At 65.2% G+C, this 17,477-nt stretch carries 19 protein-coding genes; all 19 read left to right on the forward strand.

Translation table 11 applies throughout. From position 1 onward, the window contains the following. Nucleotides 1–42: 42 nt before the first annotated feature. The 19 genes from B9Z03_RS14105 to B9Z03_RS14195 all read left to right on the forward strand — a co-directional run bounded on the left by B9Z03_RS14105 (nt 43) and on the right by B9Z03_RS14195 (nt 17,430). Nucleotides 43–936 (forward strand): SMP-30/gluconolactonase/LRE family protein, encoded by an 894-nt coding sequence (locus B9Z03_RS14105; RefSeq protein WP_244561747.1) that lies wholly within the window; start codon nt 43–45, stop codon nt 934–936. Next, nucleotides 936–3,050, forward strand: a complete 2,115-nt coding sequence (locus tag B9Z03_RS14110; RefSeq protein ID WP_085464789.1) for an acetate--CoA ligase family protein — start codon at nt 936–938, stop codon at nt 3,048–3,050. Before B9Z03_RS14105 ends, B9Z03_RS14110 begins: the two co-directional genes overlap by 1 nt. 10 nt (nt 3,051–3,060) lie before the next feature. Then, a complete protein-coding gene (locus tag B9Z03_RS14115; protein ID WP_085464790.1) occupies nt 3,061–3,582 on the forward strand; it encodes a nuclear transport factor 2 family protein in 522 nt (173 codons plus the stop codon). A 206-nt stretch (nt 3,583–3,788) separates the two neighbouring features. Continuing rightward, nucleotides 3,789–4,307, forward strand: coding sequence for a flavin reductase family protein (locus tag B9Z03_RS14120; protein ID WP_085464791.1), 519 nt, complete (start codon nt 3,789–3,791; stop codon nt 4,305–4,307). A 42-nt stretch (nt 4,308–4,349) separates the two neighbouring features. Further along, on the forward strand, nt 4,350–5,951 hold the full coding sequence (locus B9Z03_RS14125) for an SDR family oxidoreductase (protein WP_085467658.1): 1,602 nt from the start codon (nt 4,350–4,352) through the stop codon (nt 5,949–5,951). Beyond that, nucleotides 5,948–6,241 carry a hypothetical protein gene (locus B9Z03_RS14130; RefSeq protein ID WP_085464792.1) on the forward strand — a complete coding sequence of 98 codons (294 nt, stop codon included), beginning with the start codon at nt 5,948–5,950 and terminating at the stop codon, nt 6,239–6,241. The genes B9Z03_RS14125 and B9Z03_RS14130 overlap by 4 nt, the downstream gene beginning before the upstream one ends. Nucleotides 6,242–6,274: 33 nt before the next feature. Beyond that, on the forward strand, nt 6,275–7,348 hold the full coding sequence (locus B9Z03_RS14135) for an LLM class flavin-dependent oxidoreductase (protein WP_085464793.1): 1,074 nt from the start codon (nt 6,275–6,277) through the stop codon (nt 7,346–7,348). Nucleotides 7,349–7,933: 585 nt separating this feature from the next. Continuing rightward, nucleotides 7,934–9,145, forward strand: a complete 1,212-nt coding sequence (locus B9Z03_RS14140; RefSeq protein ID WP_085464794.1) for a porin — start codon at nt 7,934–7,936, stop codon at nt 9,143–9,145. A 159-nt stretch (nt 9,146–9,304) separates the two neighbouring features. Further along, entirely contained in the window at nt 9,305–10,210 is a 906-nt protein-coding gene (locus B9Z03_RS14145; protein ID WP_244561748.1) for a tyrosine-type recombinase/integrase, read from the forward strand. Between the two features lie 494 nt (nt 10,211–10,704). After that, on the forward strand, nt 10,705–10,881 hold the full coding sequence (locus tag B9Z03_RS29860; RefSeq protein ID WP_176247522.1) for a hypothetical protein: 177 nt from the start codon (nt 10,705–10,707) through the stop codon (nt 10,879–10,881). A gap of 44 nt (nt 10,882–10,925) precedes the next feature. Beyond that, entirely contained in the window at nt 10,926–11,177 is a 252-nt protein-coding gene (locus tag B9Z03_RS14150) for a hypothetical protein (protein ID WP_085464796.1), read from the forward strand. Between the two features lie 159 nt (nt 11,178–11,336). After that, on the forward strand, nt 11,337–11,552 hold the full coding sequence (locus B9Z03_RS14155) for a hypothetical protein (RefSeq protein ID WP_085464797.1): 216 nt from the start codon (nt 11,337–11,339) through the stop codon (nt 11,550–11,552). Nucleotides 11,553–11,578: 26 nt separating this feature from the next. Further along, the gene (locus tag B9Z03_RS14160; protein ID WP_085464798.1) at nt 11,579–12,043 is read left to right on the forward strand and encodes a DUF3489 domain-containing protein; all 465 of its coding nucleotides are present in this window, start codon (nt 11,579–11,581) and stop codon (nt 12,041–12,043) included. Between the two features lie 832 nt (nt 12,044–12,875). Further along, a complete protein-coding gene (locus B9Z03_RS14170; RefSeq protein WP_210191372.1) occupies nt 12,876–14,051 on the forward strand; it encodes a site-specific DNA-methyltransferase in 1,176 nt (391 codons plus the stop codon). 45 nt (nt 14,052–14,096) lie between these two features. After that, the gene (locus tag B9Z03_RS14175; RefSeq protein ID WP_085464801.1) at nt 14,097–15,233 is read left to right on the forward strand and encodes a hypothetical protein; all 1,137 of its coding nucleotides are present in this window, start codon (nt 14,097–14,099) and stop codon (nt 15,231–15,233) included. 66 nt (nt 15,234–15,299) lie between these two features. Beyond that, nucleotides 15,300–15,506, forward strand: a complete 207-nt coding sequence (locus tag B9Z03_RS14180; protein ID WP_085464802.1) for a helix-turn-helix transcriptional regulator — start codon at nt 15,300–15,302, stop codon at nt 15,504–15,506. A 10-nt stretch (nt 15,507–15,516) separates the two neighbouring features. Then, nucleotides 15,517–16,614 carry a hypothetical protein gene (locus B9Z03_RS14185; protein ID WP_085464803.1) on the forward strand — a complete coding sequence of 366 codons (1,098 nt, stop codon included), beginning with the start codon at nt 15,517–15,519 and terminating at the stop codon, nt 16,612–16,614. A gap of 232 nt (nt 16,615–16,846) precedes the next feature. Next, on the forward strand, nt 16,847–17,134 hold the full coding sequence (locus B9Z03_RS14190; protein WP_085464804.1) for a hypothetical protein: 288 nt from the start codon (nt 16,847–16,849) through the stop codon (nt 17,132–17,134). Continuing rightward, nucleotides 17,131–17,430, forward strand: coding sequence for a hypothetical protein (locus tag B9Z03_RS14195; protein WP_085464805.1), 300 nt, complete (start codon nt 17,131–17,133; stop codon nt 17,428–17,430). Before B9Z03_RS14190 ends, B9Z03_RS14195 begins: the two co-directional genes overlap by 4 nt. Nucleotides 17,431–17,477: the final 47 nt, after the last annotated feature.

Genomic DNA, 17,477 nt, shown 5'->3' on the forward strand with positions numbered 1-17,477 from the left:
TTTCAGCATATCGATGGAAAGGACCGGCGGATGTCGTTTCGGATGAGCCGTGTCTCCGACCAGGCGGATTTCCTGGGTGAGAGCCCGGTCTGGGATTCGCAGCGCCGGCATCTCTACTGGGTGGATGGATTCTCGCGGCTGATCCGGTCGCACGATCCGGCCACCGGAACCTTCCGGTCCTGGCAGACGCCTTCCATGGTCGGCTCGATCGCGCTCGGTGCGGGCGGCACGCTGATCGCCGGCCTCGCCGACGGCATGTACAGTCTCGACCTCGCGACCGGCGCGTTCTCGCCGCTGTTCCGCCCGGACCCGGTCGATCCGGCAATCCGCTTCAACGACGGCAAGAACGATCGCCAGGGCCGGTTCCTGTGCGGCACCATGGGGGTCCATGCGGACCCGCTCGGCAAGCTCTATCGCCTCGACGGCTCCGGCCGTGTCGAGGTGTTCGCCACCGGCATCCATATTTCCAATGCGCTCTGCTTCAGCCCCGACGGCGCGACGATGTATTTCGCCGACAGCCTGGAGCGGAAGATCCGCGCCTACGACTATTCGACCGACGACGCCCCGTCGAAGGGCTACCGCATCGCAATCGACACGGAGCCCTATGGTTCGGGCCCCGATGGCGCGACCGTCGACGCCGAGGGCGGCATCTGGGTCTGCCTGATCCAGATCGGCAAGATCGCGCGCTTCTTCCCCGACGGCTCGCTGGACAGGATGATCGACGCCCCCACCGACATGCCGTCCTGCGTGGCCTTCGGCGGGCCGGATCTCGCCACCCTTTTCGTCACGTCCATCAAGGATTCCGGCTCCGGCCGTGCGATCTCGAAGCACCCGGACGGCGGCATTCTCTTCGCGATCGACGGCCTCGGGGTCGGTGGGCTTCCCGAGGCCCGCTTCGGCCAGGGCGCCGTCGCGACAAACATGGAACAGACCTGATGCTCAACCGCTCCCAAAGTCTCTCCGCTCTGCTGGCGCCGAACTCCGTCGCGCTGGTCGGCGCATCGGACGACGTCACCCGCATCGGCGGCCGGCCGCTGCGCTATCTGCGCGAGGCGGGCTTCAAGGGCGCCGTCTATCCGGTCAATCCGAAGCGTGAGACCGTGCAGGGCCTCACCGCCTATGCGTCGGTCGGCGCTTTGCCCGAGGCACCCGACGTCGCGATCCTCGCCGTGCCGGCGGCGGCGACCGTCCAGGCGGTAAGGGAATGCGCCGGGCGCAACGTCAAGGCGGCGATCGTCTTCTCCGCCGGCTTCGCCGAGACGGACGAGGCCGGCCGCGCCCTGCAGAACGAGATGACGGGGATCGCGCGCGAATCCGGCATGCGGCTGCTCGGCCCCAATTGCCTCGGCGTGTTCAACTCCTCGATCGGCTTCTACGGCACCTTCTCTGCCATGCTGGACACCGGCCTCGTCAAGCCCGGCCCGATCGGCATCGTTTCGCAGAGCGGCGCCTACGGCTCGCACCTTATGTATCTCGCGCGCCTGCGCGGGCTCGGCATGAACCATCTCGTCACCACCGGCAACGAGTGCGACATCAACGTCGCGGAGGCGCTGCGCTGGATGGTCGAGCAGCCCGACATCAACGTCGTCATGGCCTATGCCGAAGGCATCAAGGACCGCGACACCTTCATCGAGGCGCTCGAAGTGGCCCGCGAACGGCGCAAGGCGATCGTCTTCATGAAGGTCGGCCGCTCCGAAGTCGGCGCGCATGCGGTCAGCTCCCACACCGCGGCGCTCGCAGGGTCTGACGCCGTGTTCGATTCGGTTTTCCGCCAGTACGGCGTGTGGCGGGCGCAGACCACGGCCGAGCAGATCGACATCGCCGCCGCCTGCTCGCGCGGCGTCTATCCCAAGAGCAATTCGCTCGGCATCTTCACCATGTCCGGCGGCTTTGGCATCCAGATGGCCGACGACGCCGAGACTGCCGGGCTCGACGTCAAGCCGATGCCGGAAAAGGCGCAGGAAGAGCTGAAGGCGATGCTGCCCTATGCGTCTCCGCGCAATCCGGTCGACGCCACGGCGCAGGCCGTCACTGACCTGCCGCTGATGACGAGCTTCATCTCGGCCATGCTCGAAAAGGGCGACTACGGCTTCTTCGCCGGCATCTTCGGCAGCGGCCCCGCGAGCCCCACCTTCTCCGGCAAGCTGCGTCAGGCGCTGGAGACCGCAGCCGCCGCCTCGCGCGACACGATCATGGCGTTGACGATGACCGCGCCCGACGAGATCGTCCGCGCCTACGAGGACAAGGGCTTCATCGTCGCCCAGGACGGTTCGGCGCTGATGAAGACGCTCGGCGCCATGGTTCACTTCCGCAACAGTTTCGAGCGCGCCGCGGGCGGCAAGCGTGAGCTCGCGCCTGGCGAGCACGTCGAGTTCTCAGGCGGAGCCTTGAGTGAGCGTGAGGCGAAGCCCATCCTCGCCCAGGCCGGCGTTACCTTCCCGAAAGAGGCACTCATCAAGGCCGGCGACGATGCCGGCGCGGTCGCCGCCTCGGTCGGCTTTCCGGTCGTGCTGAAAATCTCGTCGCCGGACATCGCACACAAGACCGAGATCGGCGGCGTCATCGTCGGTGTGAAGGACGAGGCCGCCGCGCGCGAGGCCGCCGCGACCATCTTCGCTCGCGCTGCCGAGAAGCGGCCCGATGCCCGTATCGAGGGCATCCTCGTCTCGCCGATGATCTCCGACGGCGTAGAGATCATCGCCGGCGTGGTGAGCGATCCGGCCTTCGGACCGGTGGTCATGTTCGGTCTCGGCGGCGTCTTCGTCGAGGTGCTGAAGGACGTGACCTTCCGCGCCGCGCCCTTCGACGTGGCGGAGGCCCATCGCATGATCCGCGAGATCCGCGGCTTCGCGATGCTCGAAGGCGTGCGCGGTGCTGCCCCCTCCGACGTCGACGCGCTGGCGGAGATGCTGTCGGCGCTGTCGCGCTTCGCCGCCGCCAATGCCGACACGATCGAGAGCATCGATCTCAATCCGGTGCGGGTGATGGAGAAGGGCAAGGGCCTCGTCGCGCTGGACGCGTTGATCGTTCCGGCGTCGGGAAGGTCGTGAGGAGGAGACCATGGACCAGGCGAAGCTTACCGAACTGATCGACCGCGAGGCGATCCGCGACTGTCTTTACCGCTATTGCCGTGGCATCGACCGGGGCGACGAAGCGGCGCTGCGCAGTTCCTATTGGCCAGATGCGACCGACCGGCACGGGGCCTATTCCGGCCCTGTGGAAGGTTTCATCCAGATGGCCCTCGGCGTCTTCAAGACCAATCCGCGCAACATCCATCAGGTCTCCAACATCCTGATCGAGTTTCGCAGCGCCACCGATGCGCGGGTAGAGACCTATTTCAATGCCTTGCAGCGTGGTCCTGGGCAGGACGGCGTGGTGCGCCAGTTTCTGCTCGCTGGCCGGTATTGCGATGCCTTCGAGAAGCGCGGCGAGGAATGGCGGGTCGCGCGGCGGACCGTCGCCTACGACTGGGTCGAGGAGCAGACGCCGCCCGAAGGATCGGATGCGGAGCGCTTCGGCGTCCGCCAGCCCGTCGGCGGGTTCTTCCCGCACGATCCTGTCTACGCACTTCTGAAAGACTGAATTTCTTCAAGAATATGAATGTCGCCTTCAAATGATTGAATTGCTTGAACAGGATAGGCGAGGGCGCACAATGGTTTCCATGCGGAAGGGAAAAGAATTTCCGTCCCCCGCAATGGAGATTCTCAGCAATGGCTACGGTCCAGGGTGCGCATCCGGCTCTTCGCTCTTCGGCGTCGCCCTGCGGACTGGGGCGAGGTGCTGAACGCATGCCGGAGATCGTCGAAATGCCTGCTTCCGACGCTGTAAGCGACGCCGACTTCAAGACGGCGATGCGGCAGGTGACATCGTCGGTCGCGGTGATCACCGCGCGGTCCGGCAAGGCGCGCAACGGCTTGACGGCCACCGCCGTGTGCTCCGTGTCCGCCGAGCCGCCGATGATGCTGGTCTGCATCAACCGCAGCGCCACCGCGGAACGCCTGATCGCCGAGAGCGGCTCCTTCGCCATCAACTTCCTGTCCGAGGAGCAGCACAGGATCGCGCGGCTGTTCTCGACGTCGAAGCTGAGCGCCGAGGAACGGTTCGGCGAAGGCCGTTGGATCTCGATGACGACCGGATCGCCCGTGCTGGAAGGGGCCGTCGCGGCCTTCGACTGCAAGGTCGCGGAGAGGGTGCTCTCGGGGACACATCACATCTATTTCGGACGGGTGGTCGGCGTGACGTCGCTTGACCAGGAGGCCCTGCTTTACCGCGACGGGTCGTTCCGCCGCCTGGCTGCGGTCGGCTGACGCCGCCGCGCATATTTTCGCTGACTTCGGGAGGAAATGCTGATGGACGGATCAGGGCGCATTGTCGTCATCACGGGCGCCGCCGGCGGGATCGGTCGCGAGGCCGTTGCCGCGTTCCTGCGCGACGGCGACACGATCGTGGCGGTCGACCAGGCCGGTTCCGGCGTCCTCGAACTCGCGGCCTCTCTCGGTCCGCAGCATTCGGGCGAGGAATGCGACATCGGCAGCGAAGCCGAGATCGTGGCGATGTTCGACCGCATCTCGGCACGCTACGGCCGTGTCGACGTTCTCATCAACAATGCCGCGCTCGGCCCGACGATGACGCCGACGGTCGACACCGGCATCGACCTGTTCCGCCGCACGCTGTCGGTCAACCTGATCGGGCCGTTCATCATGGCCCGCGAGGCCGCGAAGCGCATGTCGAACGGTGGCGCGATCGTGAACACCGCCTCGCTCGCCGGCGTATTGGGCAATCCCCGCCGCAACGCCTACTCGGCGTCGAAGGCCGGATTGATCTCCTTCACCAAGTCGCTCGCCTGCGAGTGGGCCTCAAAGGGCATTCGGGTCTGCGCCGTTGCGCCCGGCTACGTCCGCACGCCGATGGTCGCCGAGCTGGAGCGGACCGGAAAGGCCGATCTCGCCGCCGTGCGCCGCCGCGTGCCGATGGGCCGCATGGGCAGGCCCGACGAGATGGCCGCCGCGCTGCATTTCCTGGCGTCGAGCCGCGCCCGCTATATCACCGGCTCGGTTCTCGCGGTCGACGGCGGCTGGATGTCGTTCAACCAGCCTGGCGACGCGCATCCGCCGGTCGACGGCACGCCGGACCTCGAACTCAACTGTCCCGCCGCGTCGAAGGCCGCTCGCGTCGTGCTGGTGACGGGCGGGGCCAGGGGCATCGGCGAGGCGGTCGCGCGCAAGTTCGCCGCCAATGGCGACACGGTCATCGTCGCCGACCGGGACGGCGAGGAGGCGGCGTCCGTCGCGAAGTCGCTCGGCCCGGCGCATGTCGCGCTGACCGTCGACGTGTCGTCGGACGCGGATGTCGTCGCGCTCTTCGAGGCGATCCGGCAGCGCTTCGGCGGGCTCGACGTGCTCGTCAACAACGCCGCCATCTCCGACACCTTCCGTCCGGCGCTCGAGCAGACCACGGCCGATCTCGAAAGGGTGCTCGACATCAACCTCACCGGCGCTTTCCTCTGCGCGCGCGAGGCGGTCAGGTCGATGCGCGCGGGCGGCATGATCGTCAACACCGGCTCGATCAACACCTTCCTGCCCTTCGTGCCGCGCCACGCCTATGGCGCCTCGAAGGCCGGCATCGACATCCTGACCCGCTGCATGGCGGCGGAGCTAGGGCCGTCCGGCATTCGCATCGCCACCGTGGCGCCCGGCTATATCCGCACGCCCGGCGTCGCCGCGCTCGAGCAGTCGGGCCGCGTCGACACCGCGTCGATCCGCCGCCGCATCCCGATGGGCGACCTCGGGCGACCGGACGACATCGCCGACGCGGTGCTCTTCCTGGCCTCGGAGGAGGCTTCGTACATCAACGGCTCGATCCTCTACGTGGACGGCGGCTGGACCTCGTTCGGCAATGCCGGCTTCGCCAGCGATTTTTCGGACGAAACGGTATCGGAGGCCGCGGAATGATCGTCGATTACGCACCGTCCAAAGGGCTTTCGCTGCTCGAAGCCGAGGATTTCAAGGGCTTCAAGCTGCGTATCGCCGGATCCGAGACGCGGCCGGCGATCGACGGCGTCACCTTCGTCGATGACGGCAACGTGCTGATCGGCGTCGATAGGGTGCCGTCGCTGCCCGGCGCGCCGGCGACGGCCGAATGGCGGGCCGGATACCAGGCGATGGTCGACTACGCCGCGAAGAAAGGCTGGATCGACGCCGCCACCAATTCAATCCGCGCGCATGTCGAGCGCGTGCCCTGAATCGCCCCAAGCAAAGCATCTGAGGACATTTCAATGGAATTCGGAACATTCATCCTGGCCGCCCAGCGCGGCTATCACCAGTCGTCCGACCAGGTCATCCGCAACTCGATCGAGCAGGCGCAGGCCGCCGAGCGCGCCGGCTGGGACGTCGCCTGGTTCGCCGAACACCACTTCAACAACTACAGCCTCGTGCCGTCGCCGCTGATGATGGTGTCAGCGCTGTCGGGCGTGACCAAGACCATCCGCCTCGGCACCGCTGTCTGCGTGCTGCCGCTCTACCAGCCGCAGCGGCTCCTGTCGGAGATCGGCTTCGCTGACATCGTCTCCAACGGCCGCCTCGAGCTCGGCGTCGGTTCCGGCTACCAGCAGTTCGAGTTCTCGCGCTTCGGCGTCAATGTCGACGAGGCCCCGGCGGTCTTCTCCGAATATCTCGACATCATCATGAAGGGCCTCAATCAGAAGATCTTCGAGCACCAGGGCACGCATATCAGCATCCCGCCGACGGCGATCTCGGTGCGCACGGTGCAGAAGCCGACGCCGCCGATCTGGCTCGCCGCCGGTTCCGCCCGCTCGATGGGCCGCGCCTATCGCGAGGGTCACAATCTCTTCGTCACCGCCTTCCACGGCGGCCTCGACCAGGTGCAGAACCTGCGCGAGATGATCGAGAAGGCGGCCGAGACGGAAGGCAAGAAGGCGGGTGACGCAAAGATCTCGCTGTTGCGCTGCTGCTACGCCAGCGACGACCAGGCCGAGATCGATTCCTATCTCGACAATGCGCGCTTCCAGCGCCGCCTGTCGGAAGCCCTGCACCAGCGCCGCCAGCAGAGCGAGGATGGCTACATGCTGCAGGAGACGCCGACCCAGCAGGACCTTTCCTTCGAGACCATGCAGAAGAACCTGCCCGTCGGCAGCGTCAACCGCGTCATCGACCGGCTGCTGGAGGAGATCGAGATCCTCAAGTGCGACCAGATCGCCGTCCAGACGCAGCTCGGCGACTTCGACCAGAAGACCATGGTGAAGCAGATCGAGCTCTGGGGCGAGAAGATCATCCCGGCCGTGAACAAGGCGCTCGGCGGCTCCGCCACACTCAAGGTCGCGAACGGCTGATCCGTATCGGATAATGAGTGCGGGGCGTCGGGCATCAGCCCCGGCGCCCCTCTTCTTTTGGGAACGTGGTTCGTGACGATCATTTCTCCGGAGCCAGCCCGCGAATCATCCTGGTGATTCTCTGCGCCCACCCGACTCGGACGCATCCAGACCGGCGAACGGAAGCCGGATGATGAGCGACCGTTCCGCTCGCCTTGCCCGCGGGAAGGCGCGTTGCACCCTCGCAGGGCGTCACTGGTGCCGGTTGCCGGCCAGCCCGTCACATTGGGGTGGAATGGCGCAATTCTGCCGTTTTCCGGGCCGTTCGGCGATATCCTTCTGCTTCGTTAAGCGCCCTGGTTAAGGGTTCCTTTCGCTCCCTCGGCAAATCGTGTCATTTGTGCAACAGCAATTGGGCATAGCGGTGTGTGCAAGGCGGCAGGGGCAAGTTGACGGTTGAACTGGCGGGGCCGTTCGGTAATTGTCGGTCGGGAAGAGAAGCGACTTCGGAAGCGACTTTTCGCCTTTAGGGGATGGGGCAGGGAACGCTGTCCTTCAGCAAAAAATACCCAGACCCGTTTATTAACTTTGACTGGAGGTCAGAAAATGAACATCAAGAGCCTTCTCATCGGCTCCGCTGCGGCTCTCGTCGCAGTGACCGGCGCCCGCGCCGCCGACGCCGTCATGGCGCCGGAGCCCGAGCCGGTCGAATACGTCCGCGTCTGCGACGCGTACGGCAACGGCTTCTTCTACATCCCCGGCACCGAGACCTGCCTGCAGATCTCCGGCTATGTCTGGTACCAGGTTGGCACCAACAACTACGACCCGAACGATTTTCAGACGCTTCCGGGGATCGGTGGTACGGCCGGCGAGGGCTGGTACAAGTCGGTTCGTGCTCGTCTGAACGTCGACGCGCGCTCCGAGACCGAGTGGGGCACGCTGCGTTCCTATATCCGTCTGCAGGCTGATTGGAATGGTTCTGGCTCGTATGCCGGTCTCGGCGGTGGCGACGGCCCGGTCGGTATCGATCAGGCTTACATTCAGCTTGGCGGATTCATGGCCGGTTATTCTGAGTCGTTCTACGCCGACTCCAAGAATGGTGGCCCGTCGAACTACGGTTCGCACTCTTGGTCGGGCATGTACTATAACTATCATGAGGTCGCCCTCATTGGTTACCGCTTCGAATCAAACGGCTTCTTCGGCGCCATCTCGCTTGAAGACGACGCTATGTCGGGCGAAGGCTATATGCCCGACGTCGTTGTGAAGCTCGGCTACGGTGGTGGTTGGGGTGCTGTCTGGGCGAAGGTTGCCTACGACGAATCGTTTGACGGCACGTCTTACAGCGTGAATCCGAACCTCGGTGTGGCTGGCATCAGCGACGGTGGCTTTGCGGCTACGCTCGGTGCTCAGTTCAACATCCCGAACATGCCGGGCTCCAACCTGCGCGTGATCGGTTACTATGCCGACGGTGCGCATCGGTTTAACGTTGGCTCGCCGTCGATCTTCGGCCCGGCTGGCACTTCGCTCTATGGTGGTTCCGAGTGGTCGGTCCTGGTGTCGTATAACCACCAGTTCTCCGAGACCTTGGGCGCCTCGGTCGCGTTCCAGTACTTCAACGACCTCTACTATGCCGGCACGGATCTCTCGCGCGGCACCGATGCTTGGGCTGCGGAACTGTCCGTGGTCTGGTTCCCGGTCAGCCAGTTCGAAGTTCGCGGCGAGCTGCGCTACGACGACATTGCGGACAACCCGCAGTTCCCGCATGCGGATCCGGACGGCACCGTCTCCGGCTTCCTGCGCTTCACGCGTTACTTCTAATCGGCTCACGAGCTGATTTGACGAGACCCGGCGGGCAACCGCCGGGTCTTCGCATTTGATAAGTGCCGTCGTCGCAGCCAAGTCCACAAAGGACTTGCTAGCCGTGCCGAAGGACGCATTCCCTTTGGTCACAGGGTGGTCCACAGAAGGGAAGGCGTGTTGACGGACTCAGCGTATTCTATCCATGAGCAGGGCTGGACGACCCGTGAGGATCTCGGCGCGGCTGGACTCTTCTCCGATGGGGGCCACGCCCACAGCGTCGCCGAACTCTACGAACGTCATCATCACGTCCTGTGGGAGGAGAGCTTCCACAAATACTGCGTGGCCGGCTTCCTTCGGGAGTTGGATACAATTCTGCGGTCGGAGCGGTTCAGAGACTTCCCCCAAGAGAGGCTGGACTTTCTGATCGGAGAGCTGCGCCGGAGGGGAAACAGCAACGGCACCATCAACAGGAAGCTGTCCGCCCTTAGCAAGCTGCTCAAGAAGGCCCGCCAGATGGGAGAGGTCCACAGCCTCCCGGAGATTCGGCGCCTCAAGGAGAGGGCAGGGCGCATCCGATTCCTCGACTACGACGAGGAGGCCCGACTCTTCTCGTCCATCAGGGTACGCTCCGAGACCTATGCTAACCTCTCACTATTCTTGGTGGACACCGGCGCGCGACTTGGCGAGGCGATAGGTGCTCGGTGGAACGACATCGAGGAAGGCCGTGTCACTTTCTGGCTCACGAAGTCGGGTCGGAGCAGGACGGTCCCATTGACGCACCGAGCCCAGCGGGCGCTGCAAGCGCAACGAGGCCGAGCGATCGGCCCTTTCATTGACGTGAAACAGTATCAGTTCCGCATCGCATGGCACCAGGCGAAAGCCGAGGTAGGGCTCGGTCGCGACGCCGACGTTGTGCCCCACGTACTTCGGCATACCTGCGCTTCGCGGCTCGTTCGCGGCGGAGTGGACATCCGGCGCGTGCAGACGTGGCTAGGGCATCAAACGCTGCAGATGACGATGCGCTATGCGCACCTTGCAACACATGACCTCGATGCATGCTTGTCGGTGCTGGAGGAGCGGTAAGCTCTCGCCGCGTGACAGATTGAGCTTGCTTCATACTGTTTACCAAGCATTCGTAGGCTCCCTCCTCGGAGCGACGAAGGCGAGCAGACGATGGTCGACAGAACCTGTCAGCAATGTGGGCGATCGTTCGAGGTGAAGCGCCGCTCCGCGCGGTTCTGCTCGGAGCGTTGCCGCAAGGCGGCGCAAAGGGCAGGAGTTATCGGGACATCGCTGTTCGGGACGGGTCCCAGTGCCGTTCCGGATATGCCTGTCCCGATAAAGGTCCGTAACCCACGGGAAACGCTGGACAAGTTGTTGGCGAAACAGGGCCTTTTGGGCGACCGACCTCTTCGGCTCTCGACTGGCGGCAGGTTGACGCCGTAACCTGGGAGCTGCGCCACGGCCGCAAGGTCGTCGCGCATATCATTGATCGAGGCCACTTCGCGGACCAGACCTCCTGGACGGCCGTCTGCGGTGCTACCACCATCGGCCCCTCGCTGATCGAGGACAGCGGATTGTCGAACGGTCGCGCAGGGGTGGCCGACGCGAAGCGCGTGGCGGAGGCGATGGCGACCGGGGATGTGAGGGAATTGGTCCTGTTCGCCCAGCAGCTGGAGGACTGCACCGACGACATGCGGCTGAATCTGTCGGGCCTGTTGGAACTGGTCAGGGGTGCGCGCCGTGCTGCTTAACTGCGGTACCGCAACGGTAGGGTTGCCAGCGTATCATCGGACCCATGGACGCTCTCTCGAACTCTGCCGCTGCTGTCGACGCTCTGCTGGAGCAAGCAAGGCTACACGCCGCCAGGGGCGAGGAGTTTGAACGCCTGGCCAGGCAGAGCTACCTGGCCGCCCGTGACGCCATCATCGAGGCGAAGAAGATAGCCCTCCCGTCCAGGCTCTCGAACCGAACAGTCGCCGAGCGGATAGGCCGCAGCCCGAACTGGGTCGACAAGCTCATGGCCGATGGCTGGGGCGCCAACGGGTGATGAGTCGGGTGTGCGCCGGCAGGTAGTGAGGTCTGTATGGCTGCGCGGGCGCAACACACGTCGGTAACCATCGGTCCTAAGTGATTGCGATTCCAGTGGATTCGGGCCACCGAATAAGCGTTGTGGGGTCACGGCGAACAGCGCCGGAGGAGCCCAACGATGAACATCACCCTGATCGCCCGCACCACCTACAAGCGCACCAGCAAGGTCACCCTGCAGACCATCACCTACACGGCCGACGAATACGGCCAGGTCTTCAACGCCACCCAGCGCGCCGCCCTGGACGCGGGAAAGCCGGTCACCATCGAAGACTCCAGCCACATCAAGGACGAGGTCGTCAACGCCTCGGCCCTCGCCATCGCCGCGCTCGCCTAACCTCACCGCAACACGGAGACACCCCGATGACCAACACCTCGAACCTCTACCGCAAGGTCCGCGCCCTCGTCGCCAAGACTGTCACGAACGGCTGCGAGCCCGCCGAGGCAATCAGCGCCGCGAACCTCGCCTCCAAGCTCATCGCCGAACACCAGCTCGACGCCGCCAAGATCGACTGGCCTGCCGCGCCAGAAGGGTATCGGTGGGAAGGAACGCCGGGCGTGGGAGGCGAGCTGGTCGCAGAAGCGCCGGTCCCCGAAAAGCCGAAGCGGACGAGGACGCCCAAGGCCGAGCCGAAGCCGAAGCGCCCTACTCGGAAGGAGCGGGTCGCCGAGATGCTCCGCTCGCAGGATGGCACGACCATCGAGGCGATAATGTCGGAGTTCGGGGTGCTCGCGCACTCGGCCCGCGCGATGGTGAGTGTCTACGGACGCGAGATCGGTGGGGTCACTTACGACCGGGAGAACAAGGTCTACCGAGCGCGCGCCTGACAGCCCTCGAAGCCGAATGACGATGAGGCCGATAAGGCCTCATCTTCTTTCCGCTTCACCATCGGGCTCGCGGCAAGCTTCAATGCGCCGACCTCCACGGAGTCTCCGATGCTCGACCGTCTCATCGCCCAAGCCGCCGATCCGCTGCAGACCAGCCCCGAGCGCGCAGCCGCGTTGTCCTGCGCTGCTCGCCTCCACGGCCGTCGAGACCCTTCGTGGCCCGACCCTCCACCTGGCTGGACGTGGCTGGACGGGAAACTGGGGCGGTCCACATCATTGAGCTTCCCGCCACCCCGCTGGCGCAAGTCCGACCCGTGGACGGGGGAAGAGGTGCGAGCGCTGACTCCACCATCATCGGTCCCAACGGTAGCAGCGCCCGAGGAGCCGCCAAGGCAGATGAATGGTCTCCGTAGACCGCCCTCCAGGGACTCCGGCGCGGGAATCGTCATCGAGTTGGTGTTGCGGCCTGAAGGCGCGTCGCTATTCGAACTGGTCACCGCGTCGGGTCTCTCGGCCAATAGCGTTCGCGGGACTATCAGCATCTACGCCCGCGACATGGTTCGGTTTGATCGCGGATCCGGCCGATACGTGCGCGTGCAGGCCGAAGCGGCGTAATTCGACCGCCACGTTCGGCTCGTCATCGGCCTTCGGCGATCCCGCTGGCCTGCGACGCCAAGTCGATAGCGATAGCGGCCGTTGGCCGCCTGTGAGGCTTTGTGGGCTTTTAACCGGTTCGGCCTCCCGCCAACGTGTACAATTCGAACTATCGCGTTAGCCTGATGACAGCGCGGACCTGCTAGCCTCCCCGACCTCAAGGTGGAGGACCGGGATGATGCCACAAGCCGTCGAGAACGATAGCGCAGCCCAGGCGGAGGCGCTCCTGACCCGTGCGAAGCGTTACCTGGCCAAGGGTGATCAGGGCTACCGGGATGCCCGCTCCGCCATCCTCGAAGCTCTCAAGCGCGACCCGTCCTTGACCAATCGCAAAGTCGCCAAGACGCTCGGCCGAAGTCATCGCTGGGTCAACGCACTGGTGAAGTGGAGTGGAACGCTCGGTTCCACTCCCTTCGAGCGCGAGGTCGATATGACCGACACCAGCGAGCCCGACGATAGTCCCGATGAGCCGTTCCGTCTGAAGAACGGCGACGTCATCAAGATGGGAGACCACGTCGCATGCATCGGTGACTCGACGGATGACGGGTCGAAGCTAAGTGCCTTCTCGGCTGCGGGCTTGCCCTTCCTTAAAGAGTTCATCGACGCTTACGCGATTGAGGAGGACAGGGACTTCGTGGTCGTTTCTGACCCTCCTTATGGGGTCAACAAGGACGGCATCCTCAACGACCACAATGCAGACTGGCAGGAAGTCTATCGGCTCTTCAAGCCACGCGGGGGATTCGCCTTCGCGGCCTACCACCCGCCCGCCTTCGCGGCGGCCCAGAAGGGCATCGAAGATGCCGGATGGACCGTGCTGCACTATCTGGCAATGCATAATCTAGGCGGCCAGCCGTGGCGGCAGCGGGCACAGAATTCCATCGATACCATCTTCTACTTCGCCCGCGAAGGCGAGGAGCCCTGGCCAGCCGAAAGGATCTCGCCGTCGCTGCTGAGGCCCGACGCGAGCAAGGCTGCAAAGGCCGAGCGCAAGGAGATCGCCGCCGGGCACAAGACGTCGAAGCCGGTGAAGGTGCTGATCGAACTCATCAGGCTTATCAGCGAAGAGGGCCACTCGGTCCTGGACCCCTTCATGGGGACCGGCTCTACGCTGATTGCCTGCCATCGGACGGGCCGCAAGTTCGTCGGAATCGATGCGGTTCCCGAGAACGTTGAGAAGGCCGTTCGCACATGGCAGCGCGAAGCCCGTAAAACCGATCCCACTGCGAAGGCCATCGTGGATCGCGATTTCATCGGCGGGGAAATCCCCTATGATGACCTGCTGCCAGACCATCCCAGCGACATCTACCTCGGCGAGGATGGTGAATTGCACTACCGCTCCGAGGCGGCCGAGTAGTCCTCCCACTTGATACCCCGCCCGGCATAAGCCTTTGTCGGTCTCATGGACGACGAGACCGACCCGCACCCCGACGACGCCGAGACCGAGCGCCTGCTCGCCCTTATGGTGGCAGAGCTTCGTGCGCCGGAAGGCGAGAAGGACATGGATCGTTACCTCGACCTGCAAGAGCAACTCCGCGCGCTCTACCAGCCAGTCACAGGGATCGACTATGACCCGCCATCCACAGCCATCGGGGCTGACCCGCTCGTCACCCCCGGCGACCTTCTCGCTCCCCGTTCTCCCTGGATGCGGCAGAAGGTGTTCAACTTCTCCGGACCCAACGTCCCAGAGGGCTTTAGGCCGATTACGCCGGAGGGCTTCAAGCGGACCATCTATACGATGGTGCCCGACGCCGAGGCCGTCTGCGTCGATGCCCTGAAGGTGACGGACAGATCGTCCGACTCCAAGCTTCTCGCCGGCCGGCTGATCGCCCATCATGTTCTGCATGATCTGCAGCCGCCCGCCGAGGTGAAGCAGGCGCTGGCCACCGCACTGGGCCTGACGGGAAAGCGGGTGAACACCCCCGCTCGCCTTGCGGCCGAGGCGGCCTACGAGTCCATGTCGTTCCACGACATCATCGTCGCCCTCGGGCTCGCCAACGCCGATGGGGCGCTGCGCCAGCAGGTCATCGAGAAGCTTCGGCCCGGCCAGCGGTTCGGAGTGCGCGGGGATACACGGGCCGACTACCTGAGGGCCGTAGACGCCGAGACCGATGAGCGGATCAGGCGTGGCGACTGGAGCAAGCAGGCCATGTCACAACTCGCCATCGCGGCCCACCTGGGCTGGAAGAAGCGCGGCAAGTTCCACATCGGCATCATCCGCCACTGGACCGCATCGGAGCAATGGAAGAACGACTGCGCCAGTGTTGCGTTCTGGAAGGCAAAGCCGTTGCGCGCCGCCATCGACCTGGACGCCCAAGCAGTCGTCAACGATGTGGACCGCCTGACCGACGCAGCGCTGGCCGCCCTCGTCGGCGTCGAGCCGAAGATCGTCCGATGGTGGCGTAACCGTATTGACTGGCCGCAGAGGGTGCGGACGAGGTCCGAGATAATGCTCGCCGCCGCCGAGGCCGCGCGCTCGCACGACGAAGAGATTTACGCGCGCCAGGCCGCACAGGCGTTATCTCGTGAGTCCAACTAACCAGTCCAAGTCGCTGCGCCGGGAACGGTATGGCACCGTGTCTTCACGTCCACGGAGACCCGCAACGTGCCCGACCAAGCCCACCTCCTCCGCCTCCCCGTCGTCCTCGCCAGGACCGGCCTCTCGCGCAGCCAGCTCTACCGGCTCGTCGCGGCGGGCAGGTTCCCGCGCCCGGTCGGCCTGGGAGGCACGGCGGCGAAGGCCTGGTCGAGCGCGGCGGTCTCCGAATGGATTCGTGACCAACTCCAGAGCGCCGAGAGCGCCCGACTATAAGGATACTACCATGAACATGAATCTCGAAGACGACGGGTCACTCGGCCCCGACTACGATGACGTGATGCGCCTGCTTCACGAGCGGGTCGAGTCGTCCCCGGAGACCGAAGAGCTCCGCGAGCGCCTGGCACTGGTGGAGGAAGCGCCTCGCGTCCTCGGCGATGCCCGGCTCGGCGCGCAGACTGCGGCGGCCTCGGCGCGTGAGGACGTCGAGCGCTCCACCGTCCACGAGGCCAACATTCGACGCGCCCTCACGGACAACCGTCTGACCACGGAGCAGCGGGAAGCCCTCCAGGCCCAGCTGTCCGACGCACGAGCGCGCAAGGAGCGCGACCAGAAGCGTGCTGCAGCAGCGGACGCGGCCGACACGAAGGCCTTGTCCGCTGTCGGCGATGCGCGCGTCGTGCGCAAGGCCGTCTTCACCGACCTGCGGCGAAGGCTCACGGCGAATCCCGGCGATGGACTCGGGCAGCTGCAGTTCGTTCTTGACCCGGTCGCCTCGGGGGCTGCGGGTCTTCTCACCCATATCACGACGAGGCCCGTCCCGCGCGGAAAGCGGATGCTTGAACGGGTCCGCTTCGCCGAGCCCAAGAAGGAGTTCGCTGACCCCGACCAGGTCGAGCAAGATTGCCGAGTCGAGCTGAACCGACTCCGGTCGGAGCGCGAAGGCGTCGCGGCCGAACACGCGCCGGTCGAGGAGTTGAAGGCCAAGGCCCTCTTGCGGGCCAGAACGCTCGGCCGCACCTCGGGTATCCGAGTCGTGGTCGGAAAGGACGGCAACGTCACCCTGGCCTTCCCGCAACGCCCACTTGGCCTCACCGCGCCTTCCGGCGCGAAACTCGGGACCACCGATGCTGAGGGACTGATCTGCGCCTTGCTGCCCGACCTTGTCGAGGCGGCGATTGATCGCTCGCTCGCCGAGCAGTTCGATGTCGATGGGGGCATGACGGCGGGCGAAAAGCGAACCCGCCTGCAAGAAATCGACGCTCAGCTCCTCGCCGTCGAGCGTATCGAGGCTGCGGCTGGATGGCAGAAGGCCCACGACACCGGCGAGCCTGTCCGCTTCCGGCCCGATCTCAACCCGCGAGCGATTCTCGGCCTCGCGTAACGGTAGTCTCCGGGCGGGTTGGTCTTGGCCCGCACGGAGAGGTCGCGGAGGTTCTCCTGCCTCGTGGCGACCAGGGCCGGGCGGCTTTCTGGTTGCCCGTCCGGCCCTTCAATACGCGACGCTTCGGCGGCGCGAAGCTGCCCCGCCGATTGTTCACTCCTCCGATCGGCGGGGCGGCACCAACTCGATCAACCCGACGCGCCCGATGCGGCGCGCAACCAAGGAAATGCACATGTCCAACGTAACCTTCATCCTCGCCTACGCGATGTCTGACGGCGTCGCGGTCGCGCACTCCGAATCCGCGTGGGATGCCCTTCTGCGCGGCGAGCTTGATGCTGCCCTCGGGGCAGCGCCTCGATACCTCGACCCGACGACCGGAAAGGAACTCAGCCAGCGTCAAGTCGCCCGTATCTGGGCGACCGCCTCGGCACCGCGACGGCCCGCGCTGGCGGAACAGTTCGAGTCGATGGCTGATCGGATCTACGGCGGCGACGGGCCGTGGGCGCGGAGGCGGCCATGACCGGCAACGTCATCCCAGCCCAGCCCGGCACCCATGCGGTGTTCCACCTGCCTGGCGGTCAGGCAGTCCTGCGGACGGTCCTCGCCTGGGAGCTTCGAACCGGCTTCGAACCGTCCGCAACGCCTATCACCCTCGTAGGCAAGGACTCGCTGCCGGGCTCGGGGGAGCTCGGTCTCGCAGCCCCAAGGGCTGTCGTGTTCGAGGAGGGCCGCGTCGAGTCACTGGACGGGAGCCGGGCGTGGGCATCGGTCGAAGAATATTGCCGGGCGAAGGGTTTGACCCTCGTCAGGCAGTGAGTTGACTACCTGCGAGTGGTTAAGGGAAAATGCTCGCATAGATTGTA

Origin of the sequence: Mesorhizobium australicum, from assembly GCF_900177325.1 — a bacterium.
In the GTDB taxonomy this organism is placed as follows: Bacteria; Pseudomonadota; Alphaproteobacteria; order Rhizobiales; family Rhizobiaceae; genus Mesorhizobium_A; species Mesorhizobium_A australicum_A.

Bases quoted from the DNA above. Each gene is read 5' to 3' on its own strand.
- B9Z03_RS14105 (WP_244561747.1), top strand. From the start codon at position 43: ATGAGCCGTGTCTCCGACCAGGCGGATTTCCTGGGTGAGAGCCCGGTC.
- B9Z03_RS14110 (WP_085464789.1), top strand. From the start codon at position 936: ATGCTCAACCGCTCCCAAAGTCTCTCCGCTCTGCTGGCGCCGAACTCC.
- B9Z03_RS14115 (WP_085464790.1), top strand. From the start codon at position 3,061: ATGGACCAGGCGAAGCTTACCGAACTGATCGACCGCGAGGCGATCCGC.
- B9Z03_RS14120 (WP_085464791.1), top strand. From the start codon at position 3,789: ATGCCGGAGATCGTCGAAATGCCTGCTTCCGACGCTGTAAGCGACGCC.
- B9Z03_RS14125 (WP_085467658.1), top strand. From the start codon at position 4,350: ATGGACGGATCAGGGCGCATTGTCGTCATCACGGGCGCCGCCGGCGGG.
- B9Z03_RS14130 (WP_085464792.1), top strand. From the start codon at position 5,948: ATGATCGTCGATTACGCACCGTCCAAAGGGCTTTCGCTGCTCGAAGCC.
- B9Z03_RS14135 (WP_085464793.1), top strand. From the start codon at position 6,275: ATGGAATTCGGAACATTCATCCTGGCCGCCCAGCGCGGCTATCACCAG.
- B9Z03_RS14140 (WP_085464794.1), top strand. From the start codon at position 7,934: ATGAACATCAAGAGCCTTCTCATCGGCTCCGCTGCGGCTCTCGTCGCA.
- B9Z03_RS14150 (WP_085464796.1), top strand. From the start codon at position 10,926: ATGGACGCTCTCTCGAACTCTGCCGCTGCTGTCGACGCTCTGCTGGAG.
- B9Z03_RS14155 (WP_085464797.1), top strand. From the start codon at position 11,337: ATGAACATCACCCTGATCGCCCGCACCACCTACAAGCGCACCAGCAAG.
- B9Z03_RS14160 (WP_085464798.1), top strand. From the start codon at position 11,579: ATGACCAACACCTCGAACCTCTACCGCAAGGTCCGCGCCCTCGTCGCC.
- B9Z03_RS14170 (WP_210191372.1), top strand. From the start codon at position 12,876: ATGCCACAAGCCGTCGAGAACGATAGCGCAGCCCAGGCGGAGGCGCTC.
- B9Z03_RS14175 (WP_085464801.1), top strand. From the start codon at position 14,097: ATGGACGACGAGACCGACCCGCACCCCGACGACGCCGAGACCGAGCGC.
- B9Z03_RS14185 (WP_085464803.1), top strand. From the start codon at position 15,517: ATGAACATGAATCTCGAAGACGACGGGTCACTCGGCCCCGACTACGAT.
- B9Z03_RS14190 (WP_085464804.1), top strand. From the start codon at position 16,847: ATGTCCAACGTAACCTTCATCCTCGCCTACGCGATGTCTGACGGCGTC.
- B9Z03_RS14195 (WP_085464805.1), top strand. From the start codon at position 17,131: ATGACCGGCAACGTCATCCCAGCCCAGCCCGGCACCCATGCGGTGTTC.